At 49.0% G+C, this 19679-nt stretch carries 17 protein-coding genes; 9 read left to right on the forward strand and 8 right to left on the reverse strand.

Annotated features, from left to right (window positions below; genetic code table 11):
* Positions 1-6: 6 nt before the first annotated feature.
* From GJQ69_RS00890 to mtnA, 7 genes are all read left to right on the forward strand, one after another.
* Positions 7-543 carry a phosphatase PAP2 family protein gene (locus GJQ69_RS00890; RefSeq protein WP_086034971.1) on the forward strand — a complete coding sequence of 179 codons (537 nt, stop codon included), beginning with the start codon at positions 7-9 and terminating at the stop codon, positions 541-543.
* A gap of 269 nt (positions 544-812) precedes the next feature.
* A complete protein-coding gene (locus tag GJQ69_RS00895) occupies positions 813-2777 on the forward strand; it encodes a BglG family transcription antiterminator (protein ID WP_174192671.1) in 1965 nt (654 codons plus the stop codon).
* Between the two features lie 77 nt (positions 2778-2854).
* On the forward strand, positions 2855-3325 hold the full coding sequence (locus tag GJQ69_RS00900) for a PTS sugar transporter subunit IIA (RefSeq protein WP_157658876.1): 471 nt from the start codon (positions 2855-2857) through the stop codon (positions 3323-3325).
* Complete coding sequence (locus GJQ69_RS00905; protein ID WP_174192673.1) at positions 3322-4764, forward strand: PTS fructose transporter subunit IIC; 1443 nt, start codon at positions 3322-3324, stop codon at positions 4762-4764. Before GJQ69_RS00900 ends, GJQ69_RS00905 begins: the two co-directional genes overlap by 4 nt.
* Positions 4765-4817: 53 nt before the next feature.
* Positions 4818-5075 (forward strand): HPr family phosphocarrier protein, encoded by a 258-nt coding sequence (locus tag GJQ69_RS00910; RefSeq protein WP_086034975.1) that lies wholly within the window; start codon positions 4818-4820, stop codon positions 5073-5075.
* A 243-nt stretch (positions 5076-5318) separates the two neighbouring features.
* Positions 5319-6068, forward strand: coding sequence for a FadR/GntR family transcriptional regulator (locus GJQ69_RS00915; protein WP_236849762.1), 750 nt, complete (start codon positions 5319-5321; stop codon positions 6066-6068).
* 54 nt (positions 6069-6122) lie between these two features.
* Positions 6123-7172 carry an S-methyl-5-thioribose-1-phosphate isomerase gene (gene mtnA, locus GJQ69_RS00920; protein WP_086034977.1) on the forward strand — a complete coding sequence of 350 codons (1050 nt, stop codon included), beginning with the start codon at positions 6123-6125 and terminating at the stop codon, positions 7170-7172.
* 74 nt (positions 7173-7246) lie between these two features.
* Here mtnA and GJQ69_RS00925 read toward each other — a convergent pair whose 3' ends face one another.
* Positions 7247-7438, reverse strand: a complete 192-nt coding sequence (locus GJQ69_RS00925) for a hypothetical protein (protein ID WP_174192674.1) — start codon at positions 7436-7438, stop codon at positions 7247-7249.
* A gap of 84 nt (positions 7439-7522) precedes the next feature.
* Here GJQ69_RS00925 and GJQ69_RS00930 point away from each other — a divergent pair, with 84 nt between their 5' ends.
* Positions 7523-7789, forward strand: a complete 267-nt coding sequence (locus GJQ69_RS00930) for a hypothetical protein (protein WP_157658877.1) — start codon at positions 7523-7525, stop codon at positions 7787-7789.
* Between the two features lie 48 nt (positions 7790-7837).
* On the opposite strand, the gene GJQ69_RS00935 is transcribed toward GJQ69_RS00930, so the two are convergent.
* From GJQ69_RS00935 to GJQ69_RS00945, 3 genes are read right to left on the reverse strand one after another with little or no spacing between them, the layout of a single operon-like run.
* Positions 7838-8695, reverse strand: a complete 858-nt coding sequence (locus tag GJQ69_RS00935) for an FUSC family protein (RefSeq protein WP_086034980.1) — start codon at positions 8693-8695, stop codon at positions 7838-7840.
* Positions 8692-9372 carry an HAD family hydrolase gene (locus GJQ69_RS00940; RefSeq protein ID WP_174192676.1) on the reverse strand — a complete coding sequence of 227 codons (681 nt, stop codon included), beginning with the start codon at positions 9370-9372 and terminating at the stop codon, positions 8692-8694. The genes GJQ69_RS00935 and GJQ69_RS00940 overlap by 4 nt, the downstream gene beginning before the upstream one ends.
* A 4-nt stretch (positions 9373-9376) precedes the next feature.
* Positions 9377-10042, reverse strand: a complete 666-nt coding sequence (locus tag GJQ69_RS00945) for an acyltransferase (RefSeq protein ID WP_086034982.1) — start codon at positions 10040-10042, stop codon at positions 9377-9379.
* A gap of 516 nt (positions 10043-10558) precedes the next feature.
* On the opposite strand from GJQ69_RS00945, the gene rlmD reads away from it, so the two are divergent.
* A complete protein-coding gene (rlmD, locus tag GJQ69_RS00950; RefSeq protein WP_174192678.1) occupies positions 10559-11938 on the forward strand; it encodes a 23S rRNA (uracil(1939)-C(5))-methyltransferase RlmD in 1380 nt (459 codons plus the stop codon).
* A gap of 493 nt (positions 11939-12431) precedes the next feature.
* Here the strand turns inward: rlmD and GJQ69_RS00955 are convergent, their stop codons facing one another.
* From GJQ69_RS00955 to GJQ69_RS00970, 4 genes are all read right to left on the reverse strand, one after another.
* Complete coding sequence (locus tag GJQ69_RS00955; RefSeq protein WP_174192680.1) at positions 12432-15722, reverse strand: helicase-related protein; 3291 nt, start codon at positions 15720-15722, stop codon at positions 12432-12434.
* A gap of 372 nt (positions 15723-16094) precedes the next feature.
* Positions 16095-17663 (reverse strand): recombinase family protein, encoded by a 1569-nt coding sequence (locus tag GJQ69_RS00960; protein WP_174192682.1) that lies wholly within the window; start codon positions 17661-17663, stop codon positions 16095-16097.
* The gene (locus tag GJQ69_RS00965; RefSeq protein WP_476695780.1) at positions 17588-18079 is read right to left on the reverse strand and encodes an integrase; all 492 of its coding nucleotides are present in this window, start codon (positions 18077-18079) and stop codon (positions 17588-17590) included. Before GJQ69_RS00965 ends, GJQ69_RS00960 begins: the two co-directional genes overlap by 76 nt.
* A 4-nt stretch (positions 18080-18083) precedes the next feature.
* Positions 18084-19643, reverse strand: a complete 1560-nt coding sequence (locus GJQ69_RS00970; RefSeq protein WP_174192683.1) for a recombinase family protein — start codon at positions 19641-19643, stop codon at positions 18084-18086.
* Positions 19644-19679 lie beyond the last annotated feature (36 nt).

Below are 19679 nucleotides of genomic sequence, written 5' to 3' on the forward strand. Positions count from 1 at the left end.
AAGCGAATGGGCGGATTCATTACAGGACTCGACTGGTCTGTTCTCGGGTGGATACACGAAAACCTTTCCTGTCAGTTCCTAGATATTTTAATGCCTATGATTACGGCGCTGGGAAACGGCGCCTTTTTTTGGATTGTGGCGGGAGCAGTGCTCTTCCTGCAAAGAAAGCATCGCCGGCAAGGACTGGCACTGCTGCTGGCACTTGGGGCGTGTGCGCTACTGGGGAATCTGCTTTTGAAGCCGCTGGTTGCCCGTCCACGGCCGTGCATACAGAACCCAAATATTCCGCTGCTGATTCCTGTACCGCATGGGTATTCGTTTCCCTCTGGCCATGCCATGACTTCCGCCGCCGGTGCCGCCGTGCTGCGCCGAACCAACAGCCCTTTCCAACGGGCGGCAGTACCGTTGGCATTGCTGATTGCCTTTTCCCGCCTGTATTTGTACGTCCATTTTCCCAGTGACGTATTGTGTGGGTTGATTTTGGGCGCCGGTATTGGCTGCCTGTTTCTGCGTCAGTGGCCGGGACGGCAGTTGTCTGCTTGATAAATAAAAGAAAAATCAAAAAGCGGACAGACAGAAGGGAACTGCTGTCTGTCCGCTTTTATAGGCTTAAATAGCATCAACATATATAAAAAATTATGTTGAGCTGTATGAAATGCGCTATTATTGACAGACATCTTTGGAATAGATACAATAGAAGCGAAAATGTGGTAAGAAAGAGTTCCTTTTCGCCAAAAGCGTGTCAATAGAATCAACAGTACTTTGCCATATTCTATAGTATAATAGAAAAAGCGGAAGGAGTTATATGCACCATGCTGACCGAGCGGCAGCAGAAAATCCTAAAGATTTTACATGGGCAGGAGAAGTATATTACGATTCGCCAGATTGCGGAGCAAATTCACTTTTCACCGAAAACTGTACGCAATGACCTTTTGCAGGTGCGCACCTTTTTGCAGCAGAACCAGCTGGGCGAACTGACCGCAAAGCCGAAAAAAGGATTCCGGCTTCTGATGACAGCGGAGGAATGGGATAAGCTGCAAAGTTTACTTCGCTTCTCTGCACGAGATATTCCAAAAGAAAAACGGAAATATGCGGTATGCGCACTTCTGCTGCAGGATCGTGCCGTCGGTATGGCGGAACTGGAGAAAAAACTTTACTTAAGCCGTTCCGGTGCAGAAAAAGCACTGGAGGAAGCACGGCAGTGGTTGGAAGAGCGCGGCATTTGTCTGCAGAAAAAACGCGGCAGAGGATTTTTGACCGAATGCAGTGAACTTGTTCGCCGCATGACGGCGGCGGAGCTGTTTGTGCTGTACCGTTCCGAAAGCGGCATCGGCACAGACCAGGGATTCCTGACAAATGTATCGCGCTTTTTGAATGGCTTTGACGCCTCTGGCGTTCTTTCCAGCACCGCGAATACAGAAGAGGAATATGGATTTCACTTTGCATATAACGCCCGCCAGACACTCCTTTTCTTAATTTCCTTTGCCCTATTCCGCTGCAGGGCAAAGGCACCCCTTGCCGAATGTCCTTTGAAAAATCGGCCTGCATTCAGCCAAAGGGTGACGGCGGCCCTGGTGCAGCAGCTGGAGCATTCGTACAGTGTCCGGATACCGCCGGCGGAAAGGGAGTACCTTCTTTTTTGTGTCAGTGCCTGTGAAATACAGGAATTTGAGGACACAAAGGCCCTGCAGATGTGTGAGCAGGAGGAGCCGCAGACGCTGGCCACGGTACAGCGCTTTGTCAGACTGACAAGCGATTTGCTGGGGCTTGACCTGCGTGCAGACAGCGCGTTGGAAAAAGACCTGTTTCTTTACCTGCGCTCCGCGGTGGAAAAACTGCGCTATGGCATTTACATTCCCAATCCGCTGCTTGCCCAAGTAAAAGGAGAATACCCGAATGTATATGCGGTTGTATGGACCACCAGCGTGCTGTTGGGAGACAGCCTGCAGGTAGAACTGACGGAAAATGAGGTCGGCTATCTGACCGTTTATGTTGTTGGGGCAGTAGAGCGTGCCAGCGCACAGGTGAAAATCTGCATTCTGTGCAGTTACGGTGTTGGTGTTTCTCAGCTGCTGAAACAGCAGATTGAACGGCTGCTTCCCAACATTTCTGTCATTCGTATTGCCACTGTACAGGAACCGGACTGTGTCCGCCGAAGCGGCTGTGACTTTGTCATCACCGCCGAAAATATCGGTGATACGTTCGGCGGCAAAGATGTTGTTGTGGTGGACAATTTTCTGATTCCCTATGACATTCGGAAAATACAAAAAAAGATGTTCGAAGTACTGCAGCGTAAAATGGAGCATATTACAAAAAACACCGACCTGCAGCAGATTCGTTTGTTTGACAGCCGCTTTGTTTATTTTTGTGACCATGCGGAAAAAACAGCTTTGCTGCAAACCATGTGTGGCGACCTGGAAGAAAAGGGATACGTTCTGCCCGGCTTTAATGAATCGGTTCTGCAGAGGGAAAAAGCCGCCTCTACGCAGGTCGGCCGCCGCATTGCCATTCCGCACGGTTCCACCCGCTATGTTGTGCGCCCAATCATTGCGGTAGCTGTCCTAAAAAATTCCATTCCTTGGGACAGGCAGGATACGGCGGACTTCGTTTTCCTGTTGGCAATTCAGCCGGACAGCCTGCTGCACATGAAGCCGCAGATGATGAAATTTTACAAAGTGCTTTCCGCACTGATTGATGATGAAAAGACGCTGAACGAAGTCAAAAAGATGACAGACCGGCAGGAATTTGCCGATTATATGAACCATCTGACACAGTGAAAAACTCCGCCTCCCTGTATTTTGCGGCGGCGCAGAGCAGCGCAAAATATAGGAAAGTACGGAAGGAGGAGCTGAAAATGATTAAAGATTTACTGAAACCGGAAAACATCCACTTCGATGTTAACCCCGGGCACAGTAAAAAGTCGGCGCTGAAGGCAATCAGCAAACTGTGCGGTGAGCACTACAGCACAATCAAGGAAAGTGCGCTGTATAAAAACTTTGTCGGCAGGGAGAAGATTGAATCCACAGGATTTGGCGGCGGCATAGCGATTCCACACGCAAAGATTGACAACCTCACGAATCCATTTATTGCGATTGTCCGCTTTTCGAAGCCGGTGGACTGGGACTCTATTGATGGTAAGTCGGTTCAGGTGGCAATTGCACTGGTGATGCCTACGGTAGATACAGACAATACACATCTGGAGGTGCTGTCCCACTTTTCCCGCAAGCTGGCGGACGATGAGTTCCTGAACCGTCTGCTTACGGAACCAGATGCGGTGGCACTTTACAACTATATTATTGAGCAGATGGGGGAAGAGTTAAAGTGAAAATCGTTGGCGTGACCAAGTGCCCTGTTGGTATCGCCCATACCTATCTGGCAGCAGAAAAGCTGGAGAAAGCAGCAAAGGCACTGCAGTATGAAGTGAAAATTGAAACACAGGGCGCACAGGGAACCGAAAACAAACTGACACCGGAAGATGTTGCATCGGCGGATTACGTTATTGTTGCCGCGGATGTCGCCATTGAGGGAAAAGAACGTTTTAACGGCAAAAAAACGCTGGTTTTGCCCATTAAAGATGTTATCAAAGATGCCAGCGGGGTTTTGCAGTCGCTGCCAACACGTGCACAGACTTACAGCAGCAGTGAGGAAGGCACCGAGGAGGGCGAAGCGGAGAAGAAAGAATCATCTGGCGATGTCAGTGCAGGCAAAACAGCCATGAAGCAGCTGATGAATGGTGTTTCCTACATGATTCCGTTCGTCGTTGTCGGCGGCCTGTTTATCGCTGTGTCCATTTCCTGCGGTGGTACACCCACGGCAAAGGGCATGGTTGTTTCGCCGGGGTTCTGGAGTAAGGTAAACCAGATAGGCAGCATGGGCTTTAATCTGATGATTCCAATTCTGGCGGGCTTTATCGCTTATGCAATCTCTGGTCGTGCGGCACTGGCACCGGCCATGATTTCCGCTATGGTTGCAAATAGCAAGGAAATTCTCGGTACATCCGCCGGCACCGGATTCCTCGGCGCTATTTTGGTCGGCTACCTGGCCGGTTATCTGGTCAAATGGATGAACAGCTGGAGGGTATCGAAGAGCCTGCGGCCAGTCATGCCGATTTTTGTGATTCCGATTTTGGGCACAGCGGCAGTTTCGGCCGCACTGATTCTGTTCCTCGGTGCGCCGATTTCCTGGCTGATGACTGCCCTGAACAACGCACTGACTTTTCTGTCTAAAAATCCGGCGACAGCCATTCCACTCGGTCTGCTGCTTGGTGCTATGATAGGTGTCGATATGGGCGGCCCAATCAACAAGGTCGCGTTCCTATTTGGTACAGCCTCCATTGTTACGGGTACGCCGCAGATTATGGGTGCGGTTGCGTGTGCTATTCCAGTGCCGCCGCTGGCAATGGGACTGGCAACGCTGGTTGGCAAGAAATGCTTTGATGAAGAAGAACGCGCTGCCGGCATTCCGGCACTGCTGATGGGACTTATCGGCATTACCGAAGGTGCCATTCCGTTTGCTTCCTGTGACCCGAAGCGTGCCATTCCCAGCATTGTTGTTGGCAGCAGTGTTGCCTCGGCACTGGGCATGGTCCTTGGCATTACAGATGTGGTCCCGCACGGCGGTCCGATTGTTGGTTTCTTGGGTGCAACCAACAGTCTGCCGCTATTCCTGCTGACGATTGGCGTGGGCACGGTTGTTTCCATGCTGATGGTTATCGCCCTAAAAAGCAGGAAACAGAAGAAAGAATTCGCAGGCAAAGCAAGCTGACTATAGGCTTGCTTTTCAAATAAATAAATTTTATATTTACAGGAGTGACTGATATGCAGAAATTCACCTATACCGTTACCGACCCGCAGGGCCTTCACGCTCGTCCAGCAGGACTTTTGGTCAAATGCGCACAGGGGTGTACATCTTCCGTACAGATGGCTGCCAAGAGCCGCAGTGCAGACGCAAAGCGTATTTTTGCGGTTATGGGCCTTGGTGTTAAGAAAGACGACGAAATCACCTTTTCTGTGGAAGGCGCCAGTGAGGCCAAAGATGCTGCAGAATTGAAGGCCTTTTGCGAAAAGAACCTGTAAGGAATTGCTTTTTCCTTTTCAGAACAAAAGAGAAGACGGCCAAAAAGGAGAAAAAGCTGCGCATATTTCTGTGTAGCTTTTTTGTATCCTTATGATGAGAAGGTCGAATTTTGCCTATCTATGGATTGCATGGGCTGCCGTTTTATGATAGGATAAAAAGAAAACGCGGCGTTTCGACCGTGCTTGCCGGAAGCTTACCGGCAAAATGAGGCGCTTCAGGGGGAACCACCGAAAGTGAAAGATATGGATAGAACGGACAATAAAGAAGAACAGTCAGGAAAGGCATACGAAAGAGTTATTGCGTACATTAAGCAGCAGATTCTGGCGGGGAATTTGCAGCAGGGTTCCAAACTGCCGCCGGAACGGGAATTGGCTGATATGCTCGGCGTCAGCCGGAATTCCGTACGTGAGGCACTGCGGATTTTAGAGATGCTGGGTACAGTTACCAGCGCACAGGGCGCCGGCAACTACATTTCCGGGAATTTCCAAAGAAGCTTATTTCAGTCCCTTTCTTTGATGTTCCTGCTTCAGCAGGTCAGTTACCGTCAGCTGAGTGAGCTGCGCCGCGGGTTGGAGGAAGAGGCCATTTTCCTGGCCGCTGACCATATTACATCGCAGCAGCTGCGCTCTTTAGAAGCGATTGTTTCTGCCATGGCTGCCAGCCAGGATGAAGAGGAAAACGCCATTCTGGATAAAAAAATGCACTATGTCATAGCGCTGGCTTCCGGGAATCGGCTGATTTTTTCTATTTTGCAGGCCCTTTCCGATGTCATGGATTTGTTCATTAAGGACATGCGCAAAAGTATTTCCCGTACAGACATGGAAAAGCGGCGGTTGCAGCGCATCCACGAAAATATGGTTGTCTGCCTGAAAAATAGGGACCGCAGCGGTGCCTGCCGGGCAATGTCTGACCATTTCGAGATTATCGATGAGAATTTGCTTGACGACCGTTTGTCGGGAGCCGTGAGAAGGCCGGATAAACCGGTATCCTGACAACATATAATCATCAGCTGCAGATAAAAGAACAGAAAGGTGGGGGACCTGTTTATGGCGGGACTGCTGGCAATTACGTGGAAAGATGCGGAGGATAAGCTATCCTTGCTGGACCAGACCAAGCTGCCGAATGAAATCACCTATATCGAATATGATACCTGTGAAGGTGTGTGGCACGCCATTCAGGACATGGTGGTGCGCGGTGCGCCGGCGATTGGTGTAACGGCGGCCTATGGACTATACTTCGGGATTAAAGACGCACCGGAGGAGAACTTCAGTGCTTTCTGGAAAGTGCTGGAGGAGAAAGCAGCATACCTAAATACATCCCGTCCAACGGCAGTGAACCTTTCTTGGGCACTGCAGCAGATGAAGGAAACGGCGCTTTCCGTTCGGGAAAAGCCGGTTTCGGAGATTAAGCACATTTTGCGGGAAAAAGCAAAGCAAATTCACAGCGACGATATTCATATCTGCCGAAAGATTGGTGAGAATTTTATGCCGCTGCTGCATGATGGAATGGGTATCCTGACACACTGCAATGCGGGACAACTGGCAACCTCTAAGTACGGAACCGCTACGTCCCCCATGTACCTTGCACAGGAAAAGGGCTGGCATCTGCACATTTATTCTGATGAAACGCGTCCGCGCCTGCAGGGCTCCACTTTGACGGCGCTGGAACTTTTTAAGGCGGGTATTGATGTTACCGTGATTACGGACAATATGGCGGCTATGGTTATGTCACAGGGCAAAATAGACGCTGTTATTGTCGGCTGTGACCGCATCGCCGCCAACGGCGATACGGCCAACAAGATTGGCACCATGAGTGTGTCCATTTTGGCCAAATATTTTGGCATTCCCATGTATATTGCGGCCCCTACACCGAGCATTGATTTGAACACGCCTTCCGGAAAAGAAATTCCGATTGAAGAGCGTGACTCAAAGGAGATTACCTGCCGTTTTGGTGTGTGGACGGCACCCAAAGGCGTAAAAACTTACAACCCCGCCTTTGATGTAACGCCGCATGAAAACATTACTGCAATCGTGACGGAAAAGGGAATTGTCCGTGCACCCTACGAGGAAAGTCTGCGGAAGCTGCTGCAAAAATAAAATAAAAAGGCACAGCGCCGCTTTCATCTCGCGGAGCCGTGCCACTTTCCGGGCGGCGGGGGACTGGCGGGCAGTCAGTCCTCGTCGTCCTCGTCTTTTCCCATCCATTCTTTCAGGTCGGGAAAAAAGGAATCTGGGTCTCGTTTAAAAGCTTCGACCGGGTCCGCTGCCTTTTCACCCGGTCCCGCAGAGGTTTTGCTTAGACGCATCCACGGGGGAAGGGGATTTTCCTTAGGGTTCATGCAGTTGTACACCTTGGTTTCCATGTGTTCAACACCTCCGCTTCATCTTATGCGCGAAAGAGCAGTTCCGGCACTATGGGTACCGTTTTTGGACAGGAGGGAAAAATTGTGCCAAATCGGTTTGGTATTCCAAAAGCAGATTATTTTACAGAGAACAACAATTTTTATACGGGCAGTCTCATGCCGCTGAATTACCGCGTGGACGCTGCCGGAGATATGATTCAAATGAGTGTTTGGTACGGGAAAATGTGTATGGCGCGCAGCAAACTGGAAGCGCAAAAGGAGTTTTCCAAGGACGCGGCCGGTTATGACGCGGCAATGGATTGGCTGGAAGAACAATATCAGGTGTGCCTGCAAAAAACAAAAGAGGACTAAAAAAGCCGCTGGAAGCAGGAAAACCTGTTTTCAGCGGCATTTCTGTTATCAAAATTTTTCATCCTGCGGCTGATGTGCCGGCAGCTGTGGATGAAGAGAAGCCAACAGTGTGTTGGCACGGTTCAGGTGATAGGCGTACACTGTGGCTGTTTCACTGGAAAGTGTGCGGTCCAGCCGGTCGATGGCCCATAAGTCCGCCAGCACTTCCCGATAGGAGAAAAGCCTGCGCGCGGTTTGAAACACAGCATTGTCACAGTTGCGGAACAGTTTCCATTCGGAAGTGTACAGCTGTATATCACGCTCCAGCCGGCGGAACTGTACCTGCACCGCCTCCAGGTCAGGCGGTGCAGAACGGTCCTCACAGGCTTTTACAGCGGAGCAGAGCATATCATAAATCTGCCGGTCCAGCTGTAAAATATTCTGCGCATAATTGGGCGGCAGAATAAACAGGTTGACTGCCAGCGCAATAACAATACCTAGAAACGCAGCCAGCAAACACCATCCTACGGTTTGTACCGTACCGGCGGTTTCCGGTTGCAGCATGGCCATGACGAACATAAATGATGCCATCAGTGTACCACGGCGCAGATGAAGAAACTGACACAAAAAAATAACGGCAATCACACCAAGCCCGCACAGGCCAGGATTCTGCGGCGAAACGTGGTAAATGAGGGCACCAGTCACAGCCCCAATAACGGCGGCCAACAGGGAATCCTTTCCGGAACGAATGGAGTGGTTAATATTGGGCCCCATGCTGATAATTGTGGTTACAACGGCAACAAATGCCTGCGGTAAGTTCAGTATGTCATACAGTACCAGACACAATGTGACGGCAATGCCGGTTTTGATGATGCGAAAACCGAGGTGTGTGCGCCGGCGCAGTTTCTGCGCGGGTTCGCCCCTCATGCAGACGCCGGCAGACCGCGCCGCAGAATGTCCAAAATCTGTGCGGGGTCCGAAACAATATAGTTCGCGTGTGCGTTTCCCAGTTCTGCCCGGTCACGAAATCCCCACAGAACGCCAACAGTATCCATGCCAGCGGCGGCGCCCGTCTGCATATCTGTGTTGGTGTCGCCGATATACAGGCAGTTCCTCGGCGCTGTTCCCAGTTCCTGTGCCAGCAGAAGCGCCCCCTGCGGTGCGGGTTTGCAGGGAATCCCTTCCCGCTGGCCGTGGACGGCGTTAAATGTACCGTCCGGAAACAGCCCCGCAATAATGGACTGCGCCCAGCTGTCAGGTTTGTTGGAAAGGACACCGGACTTTTTGTTCAGGCGGCGCAGAGAGGCCAGCAGCTGCGGCATGCCGGGGTAGCCAACAATGCCTTTCAGCGGCTCGGCCGCATAGTACTGGTCATAAAGGCGGCGCACTTTCTGCATTTCCGCTTCTGTAAAGCCCTGTGGGCAGACAATGTGCATCATGCGCTGGACCTGTACAGCCGCACCGTTTCCCACGATATGGCGGTAGCGGTCCACGGGAATTTCCGGATAGCCGCAGTCGTGCAGTGCACGGTTGGAAAACTCTGCAATGGAGCCGAGTGTGTTTGCAAGGGTACCATCCAGGTCAAAAATACAGGCTTGATACATTATTTTACACCTTCTTAACGATGTTTCCCTTTTCCTTATAAATGGAGTTTTCAGGAATGAATCCACGCACGGAACTGGTGGGGTAAACGGTGCAGCCGCGGCCAATAATGGTACCGGGGTTCAGGACACTGTTGCAGCCCACTTCCACATAATCGCCCAGAATGGCGCCGATTTTTTTTAGACCGGTGGGCAGGTTCTCTTCCGCGTGAATCACAACGAGCTGTCGGTCCGATTTGATGTTGCTGGTAATGGAGCCCGCACCCATGTGTGCGTGAAAACCGAGAATGGAGTCACCAACATAATTGTAGTGCGGAACTTCAACGTTGTCAAAAAGAATGACATTCTTTAGCTCGGTAGAGTTGCCGACGACACAGTGTGTGCCAACCAGCGCATTTCCGCGGATAAAAGCACCGGGACGAACCTGCGTTTCCGGCCCGATGATGCAGGGACCGGCAATGTAGTTGTTAGGGTAGATGACGGCACTTTTGGCAATCCAGATATTCTCTCCACGCTGTTCATACTGGTCTGCCGGCAGAGTAGGGCCAAGTTGTAAAATGAAGTCGTGAATTTTTGGCAGAGCCTCCCACGGATAGGTGCAGCCGGAAAGAAGCGGGGCTGCCGCTGTATGAGATAAATCAAAAAGCTGCTGTATTGTCAGTTGTTTTAACATTTTGTTTCCTTCTCTTTACTTTTATATCATTTACCTATTATATTTTGAAAAACGGAGCAGGTCAATACCGGATGCCGGAAAAAGTCCCCGCACAAGCCGGTAAAAGCGAGTGCAGGGGCAGCAGAAGCAATCAAAAAATAAAAGACAAGGTTCCGGTTTCCCGGTTCCTTGCCTTTTGGGGAGGAGTTGTATTGAAAAGGTTTTGCGGTCATCCGACCGCGTGAACTTATATGCAAAGGAAAAAGAAAGAACAGATATTGCTCTGTGCGGTGGTCTCTGTTTTTCTTAAGTACAGCTATATTATAGGTACGAAAACGGTTCCTGTCAATCAAATCCAAGCCAATAAAAGCAGAATCTACCTATTGTATAAAAGAGGGGAATTTTGTTCTGAGTTTTCGTAAAGAGTTACAGGTATGATTTACGGGGAAACGGGCACATGATTTTGCCGTGCAGGGCAGAATGTGATACAATCAAAAAAACAGAAAAGCCCCATTTTACGGGGCAGCGGAGGCATATATGAAAAGGACACTGGCATTTGCAAAAAACGATATTGTGTCGCTTACAATTACCGGATATACGGCGCAGGGAAGCGGAGTGGGACACTGCGACGGTGCGGCAGTCTTTGTAGCGGGCGCTGCAGCGGGGGACCAGCTGCGTGTGCGCATTCTCAAGACGGAAAAGACCTATGCGTATGGGAAAATAGAAGAAATCATCGCTCCGTCACCGGACCGCATCAAATCTGACTGTCCGCAGGCCGCCCAGTGCGGCGGCTGTGTGTTCCGCCATATTTCCTATGAAGCGGAATGCCGCGCAAAGGAACAGCGTGTGCGTGATGCAATAGAGCGCATTGCAGGGCTTTCGCCGCAGATGGTACAGCCGCTGATTCCGGCGCCCTGCCCGGAGCGATACCGGAACAAAGCACAGTTCCCGCTGGGACTTTCGCCGGACGGCACCCTGCAGGCAGGCTTTTATGCACCGCATAGTCACCGTATTGTGCCCTGCATGGACTGCCGGCTGCAGCCAGAAACCTTTACGAAAGCCGTCCGCGCTGTGCAGGAGTGGTACAGGCAGGCAAAAGACAGCGTCTATGAAGAGCGCACCGGAAAAGGTTTGCTGCGGCATTTGTATCTGCGGCAGGCGATGGCCGGCGGCGGGGTGCTGGTGTGCTTGGTCATCAATGGCCGCATGGTTTCCCGGGAGGACTTGCTGGTAAACCTGCTGCGGCAGCAGGTTCCAGGTCTTGCTGGTGTACTGCTGAACGAAAATCGGAAGCGCACCAATGTCGTTTTGGGAGACCGATACCGCACCCTGTGGGGCGTTCCGGCATTGACGGATATGCTGTGCGGTCTGCAGTTTTCCATTTCGCCGGACAGCTTTTATCAGGTCAATCACGACCAGGCACAGGTATTGTACCGCCTGGCGGGACGCTTTGCCGCGCTGACCGGAAAAGAAACGCTGTTGGATTTGTACTGTGGTACGGGAACGATTGGCTTATCCATGGCGAAAGACGCCAAAAAAGTGATTGGGGTAGAAGTCGTTCCTGCCGCCGTGGAGGATGCCCGCCGAAACGCAGAAGCCAACGGTATTGCCAATGCGGAATTTTTCTGCGGTGACGCGGCACAGGCCGCGGCCCATTTTCAGCAGCAGGGATTTGCCCCGGATGTCATTGCTTTGGACCCACCGCGCAAAGGCTGCGGAGCAGCACTGGCACATATTGCGGCGGGCATGGCGCCGCAACGCATTGTCTATGTTTCCTGTGACCCGGCAACACTGGCGCGCGACCTTAAAACGTTTGCCGGTGATGGATACGAATTGCAGACAGCAGTGCCGGTGGACCTTTTCCCGCGTACCGCACACGTTGAGTGCGTAGCATTGATGTCAAGGGTAAAAGAGTGACAGCTTAAAAGCCTTGAAACAACGCCTTTTTCTGGCATGGATGGATTTTTCTCAGGAACGGCAGGCGGACTGCGGGAACTTATCCAAAGACGGAATTTTCGGAAATGTCAAAGGGTTGAGTAGCCATGATAGATGCCGTGTTTTCAGTGTTCAGGATGGATGTCAAAATTGTGTTGAGTTGGCAAGATAAATGTCATTAAAAGAGGGTCGCTCCGTGCCTGAATCGTCGGGTAGGAAAAATGAATTTTGACTGTTTTAGCCTACTAAACATCTGAAATAGGCCGCATAAATATCCGCGTTAACACAGATGGTAAGCCAAGTAGATTACTGGAGACTCGTTGACGTGTACATTGACATACAGAACGCCTTTCCAACCGTCGCGTAATTCACTTTTTCGAAGTTGATTTTCTCTATTGGTATTGCCTCATTCTGGAGCAAGGCTACATTTTTGATTCACTCAATGAGTAAAGCCTTATTATGAGAATGGTCTTTATTATTCTTTTTTCAGACCAGCTGAAAGCAGGTGGTCAACGATATCCTCTCTACCAAGAAAATAATTCTCAATGATATCCCAGCGTTCGTCGTCTGAAAAATTGCCTTCAAAAAACCGCATCATAACCTTTTGTGCAGACTCGTGGCGCTTATGTAAATCAGTCAGCAGTGCATTGGAATAATTGCCATGTGCAAGCTGCCTCACCTTGAGCGGATCATTGATCCTTATAAAGATTTCAAGGCTTTCTCCGCCTTTGATCTCATAAGAAGCGAGCTTCAATAATTCCAGCATGGAAAGTAGATCGATTAATCTCCTGTGGCTTTCATTTTGTTTAGCCGGGAAAAAGGACTCGAAGGTGATACCATCATTAGGCGCGCACTGGTTCAGCAGTTGTCCGAAATTTTCCGCCATGGTGATATAGTTGTAACTGAGTACGCGATATACCAATCCATTTCCCGAGGTTGCTTTGTGAGAAGCGATAAAACGGTATTTTCCGCCAACATTGTTAAGAGTTATATTTTCAGTAACGTCTTTAACGAACAGATTCAGCAGCAACTCCGGGAATCCGTACTGTTTCGTTTTCAGATCCATGATTTTTCCGAGATCAGCCTTAAAATCGGCTATTGTGAACTCGGTCCTTTTTTGCTTGTAAGCTCTGAATATTTCGGACAAAGCCTTCAGAAAATCAGTAAACTTCTTTAGAACAGTCTGAAAATCCTGATTATAATGGATCGTTACGCGGATACGCGCGGACAAATGTTCGCCATTGTCAAACTGAAACAATGTGCCGGCGAAAAATTGATACTTGAAATTCATAAAGGTGAGATCTGAAAAATTGTCTTCCCAAAGGCGCGCCATGTCGATTTCATAGATTTTTCCGCTGTTGGTCACGATTGTAGGAGGAATGTTGCTCCCTTTCGGTGATGGAACGATCCGGCGAGTCTTGTCCTGCAATTTCTTTGCATAGGCACCGTATTTTTCAATAAACGGCTGTTCCGTAGCGGGTGGAACATTCACATAATTTTTCGTCATCATCGATTTGGGACGAACGACAATGACCGGGAAGCCATATTTTCCAACCAAATCTTTTGCAATGAGGAGAAGACCGCACTTTACTTTATTTTCGATGTTTTCAGCCTCAAAAAGGTAGGAAAAAGTGTCTGGTGAAATAAGAAGGTAACGGTGCCTCCGGGTACTATAAATATCGTAGAGCTTTCGCAGCATTTCTTTTAACTGGTATTGCTTTAATCCAGAGAGACCATAAAGAATTCGCGTGTAGCGAAGGTCACTGTTCAAAAAATCAACAATGGCATGGCCTTTGATTTCCGGCTTGCGTGCAGCGCGCCCAATTTCCTGCACATAATCGGCAAGATTGCCGGAAGGCGCATAATGGTAAACGTTTTGAATATCTTTGATATCGATTCCCATGCCGAACGCTTTGGTGCAGACCATGGCGGTACAGTCACCGCTGCGAAAACGCTCCTGGCTGATCTTCTTTGCGTCTTTATTCAACTTTCCATGAAATACAGCAACGCGGTTTCGGATTGCTGCATCCGATTCCAATTCTACACTGATGTTTTCGACTTGCTTGATGTAAGGACAGTACACAAGTGTTCTTTCCCCTTTCTTTACAAAGGAATTGATGCGCTCTGCCGCCTTTTTTGTTTTGAATTCATCAATACCGCCTGTAAATTCATTTCGGTCAATGTGATTGATATCGAAAGAAATATTGCTGCGGCGCACACTGCCGAGAAAGAGAAGCGGATTATCAAGGTTCAAACTTTCAATCGTCTCATTAACAACATCCTCAGAACCGCCGTAAACAGCCGTCGCAGTTAAACAAAGAATCGGAAACAGAAGAGCCTTTTTATGTGGTCCCATACTTCCTTTTGCCGGCGCCTGGCGAAGTCCATTGAGGAAGTCTCCCAGATACCAGTAATCTGCGCGGAAATCTTTGCCCCAGGAAGTGACAATATGCGCTTCATCCACGACGAAAAGGCCAATAGGGCGCTCGCCAATCAGGCTTTCTATGGAATTGGCAACAAGCATTTCCGGCGCAATATAGACAATGGATATTTTTCCGTCCCTGATTTTTTCGATGCGTGACTGCCGCTCTTCATATGTAATATCGGAATTCAGATAAGTAGCGCCGAAAACATGGTGTGCTTCCAGATTTTTGACTTGATCATCCATCAGAGCAATCAACGGCGTCACAACAATGGTAACGGCATCAAATTTTTCGGAAAGGTAAATAGCAGGCAACTGAAACAGCAGGGATTTTCCGGCTCCTGTCGGCGCAGTGATAAAGATGTTGTTGAAATCATGATTACCATTAAGGGCTTTTTCACTCTGCGCAATTACCGTGGAAACGATGTGTCCCTGACTGACTGACACCGTCTCATTTGAGTTGTGAGGATCACAGTAAAACTGTAAAATGCGAAATTTTGCATCCATACCCCAATATTTTTGCAGTAGAGGAAGGTATTTATTATCTTCCGTATGACTGACTTGTTCAAATCTAGAGTGAAGCTGGATACCGTAAGTTAAATTTAGAGAATCAAGAAGCCGTACCCAACACGCAAGGCGCTGACAGGCATCACAATTTTCGCTATCCACAATATAAGTGGTTGGTGTGTATGCCTGTCCACTCAGGATATCAGCAATATGGGCAGAAAAGTCGGTACTGGAAACAGAAAGGGTACAATTACTTTCCAGCATCCTTTGGGTGAGAAATTTCGGAGAATATGAGTCGAAAAAAGGAACCGCTGTGATCCCTTCGTCGGTGTGACGATCTACAGGAGACAAAAGGCATGTTTCTCTGACCATTTCTGCATCGCCGTAAATGTCGAAGTATGGCTTCAGTTCGTCAGGAATATCAGGATTCTCCTTCTGAAAACATTGATACAGCCTTTTTGCAGTCTCTGGGGCAATGGCACATGGATAAAACTGCTGAAAAAGGTTGTTGACTACAATGACAATTTCCCCACTATACAAGTCTTGAAGGGATGACGCAATAGCTGTGTATTGCTCATAAACACCGACAAGAACATGATTGTCGGCAGTTAGAATTTTTTGCATTGTCTTACGCTTGTTTTCTTGGAGACTAATCGCCGGAATATTCAGATACTTTCCCTCCAAAACCGTGGAGGGTTGAATCAAGCCATCAAAGCCGGAGAGTAAAATTTGGTTTTGCTCCGGCGCAAAGCCCTCAAAGAATACAATTGCTTTTTTCCCCGATAAGCGACCAAGAATTTCTTTTACCTTAACTTTAAAGTAGTTTTGAAAATCCATTCTTCTAATTTCCTCTCTGTCAATCGAAACACAGCTGTCTGCGCAGAGAACATGACTTTTTTATATAACCATTTTGACTATAGCACAAAAATAGTCGCTGTAAAGAATAAAAAGATATATTTTTCTAAATTCGGTTGCAAGTGGGAACTTTATGGGACATTGATTTTCACTTATATTTTATTCTCCGAATCAGGCATATGTTTTACTTTCCTTGGGACCACTCACCCGACCCTGTTGAGCTGACTGAAGTGACGGGCCGTGACGTAGCGGCTTTCTGCGATGATCTAATCAAAAATTCAAATACTTAGTTTATTCACCAAGCAAGGCACCATACACAGGATTTGAGTATGGTGCCCTTTCTCGTTTTCTACCCTATTTTTCCACATTCACCGTCACGCCAGATTTAAATTCCACCGTAAACTTGTCCGCGTAGACGGTGATTTTCTGAATCAGCCGCTTGACCAGAGTCTCGTCAAATTCAGTGAGTTCGGTCGGCTGAGCGGCGATGAATTTCTGCAACTCGCGGATGCGGCTTAAGGTTTCATTCCGAAGCGTGTTTTCGGATTCAGACTGCTTTTTCTGTGCCCGGAGCCGGAATATCTCATCTGTGATGGCCTTGTAATCGTCCTGATTGTTTGCTTTTTTGATGAGCTCTATTTGCAGTTCTTCCAGCCGTCTCTGAATCCCCTCTGGTGAAAGGGTATCTGTTTGCCGTACGGCAGCGGCGATATTCTGCTGCAGGGCGTTTGTGAAGTGGTCTTTATCTTCAAGGACCTGATTGATTGCTTTTACGGAAACATCCTGCAATACGGTTTCGTTCACCGTGCGGTTGTGGCAGGGTTCTTTTGCCGAAGTGGACTCCAACCGGCTGATGCACCGCCAGACAATGGATTTTTTACCCCGGCTGTACCAGTGAATCCGGCGGTAAAGCTCTCCACATTCCCCACAGTAGACCATCTGCGCGAATGGGTGGCTGCAGGAGAAATTTCTTTTTCTGCCGGAAGGGCTGACATACACCACACGGCGGCGGACCAGTTCTTCCTGCACCTGCATGAAGATGTCCTTCGGGATAATGGCTTCATGGTCGGCTTCCACGTAGTATTGCGGAACCGTGCCGTTATTCTTGATTCGCTTCTTGGTAAGGAAGTCGACCGTATAAGTCTTTTGAAGCAGGGCATCGCCCATGTACTTTTCGTTGCGGAGAATTTTGTTGATGGTACTGGTGTGCCATTTCGTATTTCCGGCTCCGGTGAGGATGCCATCTTTTTCAAGTCCAGCGGCAATCCTGCCCATGCTGGAGCCTTCGAGGTATTCGCGGTAAATTCTCTTTACAATCTCTGCCTGTTCCAGGTCAATGATGAGATGGCCGTTCTCGTCTTTGGTATAACCGAGAAATCGGTTGTGATTGACCTGCACTTTTCCCTGCTGGTAGCGGTACTGCAGGCCGAGTTTTACGTTTTGCGAAAGGCTCTGGCTTTCCTGCTGGGCAAGGCTGGCCATGATTGTCAGCAAGACTTCACCTTTTGCATCCAATGTATTGATGGATTCCTTTTCAAAGTAGACCGGGATGTTCTTGCCCTTGAGCTGCCGGATGTATTTCAGGCAGTCCAGCGTGTTTCGGGCAAACCGGCTGATGGATTTTGTGATAATCATGTCGATGTTCCCGGCCATGCAGTCGTCAATCATCCGGTTGAATTCATTCCGCTTCTTGGTGTTCGTGCCGGAGATGCCGTCGTCGGCATAAATGCCTGCGAATTCCCACTCCGGATTCCTCTGGATGTACTCCGTGTAGTGCTTGACCTGCGCGTCATAGCTTGTTGCCTGTTCATCGCTGTCCGTGCTGACCCGGCAGTAGGCCGCAACTCTCAGCCGTGGATTTTCTTCTGCTCTCTCATTGTTTCCGACCTGCCTTTTTGCAGGAATGAGCATGACTTTTCCCATGAATCTGCCTCGCTTTCAATTTGCCCATAGAGGTATTCCGCCTGCAGGACCGGGTCGTTAAAATGCTTTTCTGCAGGTTTTACGGAAAACCTCGTCGGCAGTGCCTGTGGAACTGTTTCCTTTCTCCTGTTCTTCCGGCCGAGCTTCTCAGCACGGCTTTCCAACTCTTCCTCTGCTTTCCGGAATGTATCTGCATCGATAATGGCCGGATAGAAATCATCGCCGAGGTAATGCCGGTTTCTCAGGATGCGTTTTGCAGAGCAGTGGTACATTTCGATACCGGCTTCTTTAGCGGCTTCGGTAAGGGAAAGTCCGGAAAGATAGTTAGTGTAGAGTTTTCGTATTTTCCGGGCATTCTCTTTGTCAACGACGGCAATTCCGTTTTCAATCCGGTATCCGAATGGTGTATGTCCCATGGACTCAAATCCTTTCTGTCAGCGTCAGACCGCATTTCATCTCAAAGCAGAGCTCATTTCTGGATTTTACAAGAATGCGGTTAACGAATTTTTCAAAAAGCGTTCCATCAAAGGCATACAGCATAACGCCTTTTTCCGTAAAATGGAGAAGGGCGGTCGCTTCTGTAACCGTGTGGATGCCTTCACTTTTTCGGTTATTCAGGGAATCAGCTTCCGTCCGGAGGTCGTTGGCCTTCATCAGGAGCTCATTCTTTTCTTTGCTGTAAAGGATTTTATCGAGGTATCCTTGTGCCATGAGTTTCTGGAGCGTTTCACGCTGTTCGGCATTCTGCAGCAAAAGCGTCTGGATTTTCTGGACGCGACGAACCGCATCGTCGGAAGATGAACTTTTGATGGTTTCAACATAGGGCTTCAGAATGAGACGGTGCGCAAAGACCAGCTTGTTTATCATGGTGACAAAGGCAAACTGAATTGCATCCTCTCTGATGAACTTCATCGAGCACTTGCTCTTGTCCTCAATGTGCGTTTTGCAGCACCATGCAGCATATTTGAAATCGCTGCAGGTGTGGATTCTTCTCTTGAAGGTGCTGCCGCATTCTCCACAGATGATCTTCCCGGAAAATGGATACCGATTCTGATATTTGCGGCTTCCCTTCTCTACACCTTTTTCAGCGGCGCGTTCACGAATGAGTGCCGCCGCCGTGTTGAAGTCTTCATGGCTGATGATTGCTTCATGATGGTTCTGCAATAAATACCGGTTTTTCTCACCGCGATTGTGATGCCGGTTAAACTGGGAATCGGTATAAGTCTTTTGAAACAGGCAGTCGCCGGTGTATTTTTCGTTTGTCAACATGTCGCGGACAGTCGTACTGGTCCAATGCCCGCTTCTCCTGCTGGGAATATGCCCGGCATTGAGTTCCTTCGCAATGGCAGGGCTGCTTTTTCCAGACAGCGTTTCAGAAAAAATCTGTTTTACAACTTGAGCCTGAGCGGGGTTAATAACCATCTTCTCGCCGTTCCAGTCATAGCCATAGGGCGGGTAACTGATTTTGAAGGTCCCGCTTTCAAATCGTTTCTGAACCGACCATTTGCCATTCTGCGAAATGGAAACAGATTCGTTTTGAGCCATACTGGAGAGGATGGAAAGGAACAGTTCGCTTTCCATTGCCCCGGTGTTGATGTCTTCCTTTTCAAAGTAAACGGGAATATTCAGCGTGAGAAGCTTTCGTGTCAGTTCCAGACAGTTGGCCGTATTCCGGGAGAAACGGCTGATGGATTTGGTTACGATGAAATCAATCTTTCCAGCTTTGCAGTCGGCCATCATTTTCCGCAGCTGAGGACGCTTCTCTTTCTTGGTGCCCGTGATGCCTTCATCGTAATAAAGCCCGGCAAACTTCCAGTCATCGCGCGACTTGATGTAACTTTCATAGTGCTCCTTCTGGGCCTTCAGGCTTTCTGCCTGTTCATCAGAATCGGTCGAAACACGGCAGTAAGCAGCTACGCGAAGTTTCCTGCCATTATAATTGACCTTTTTGTTTTCCCCAATTTTTGTGACCTTTTTCATACACTCACCTCCTTCTGGTACGTCTATTTATCACTC

This window comes from Caproicibacterium lactatifermentans (assembly GCF_013315815.1).
GTDB lineage: Bacteria > Bacillota > Clostridia > Oscillospirales > Acutalibacteraceae > Caproicibacterium > Caproicibacterium lactatifermentans.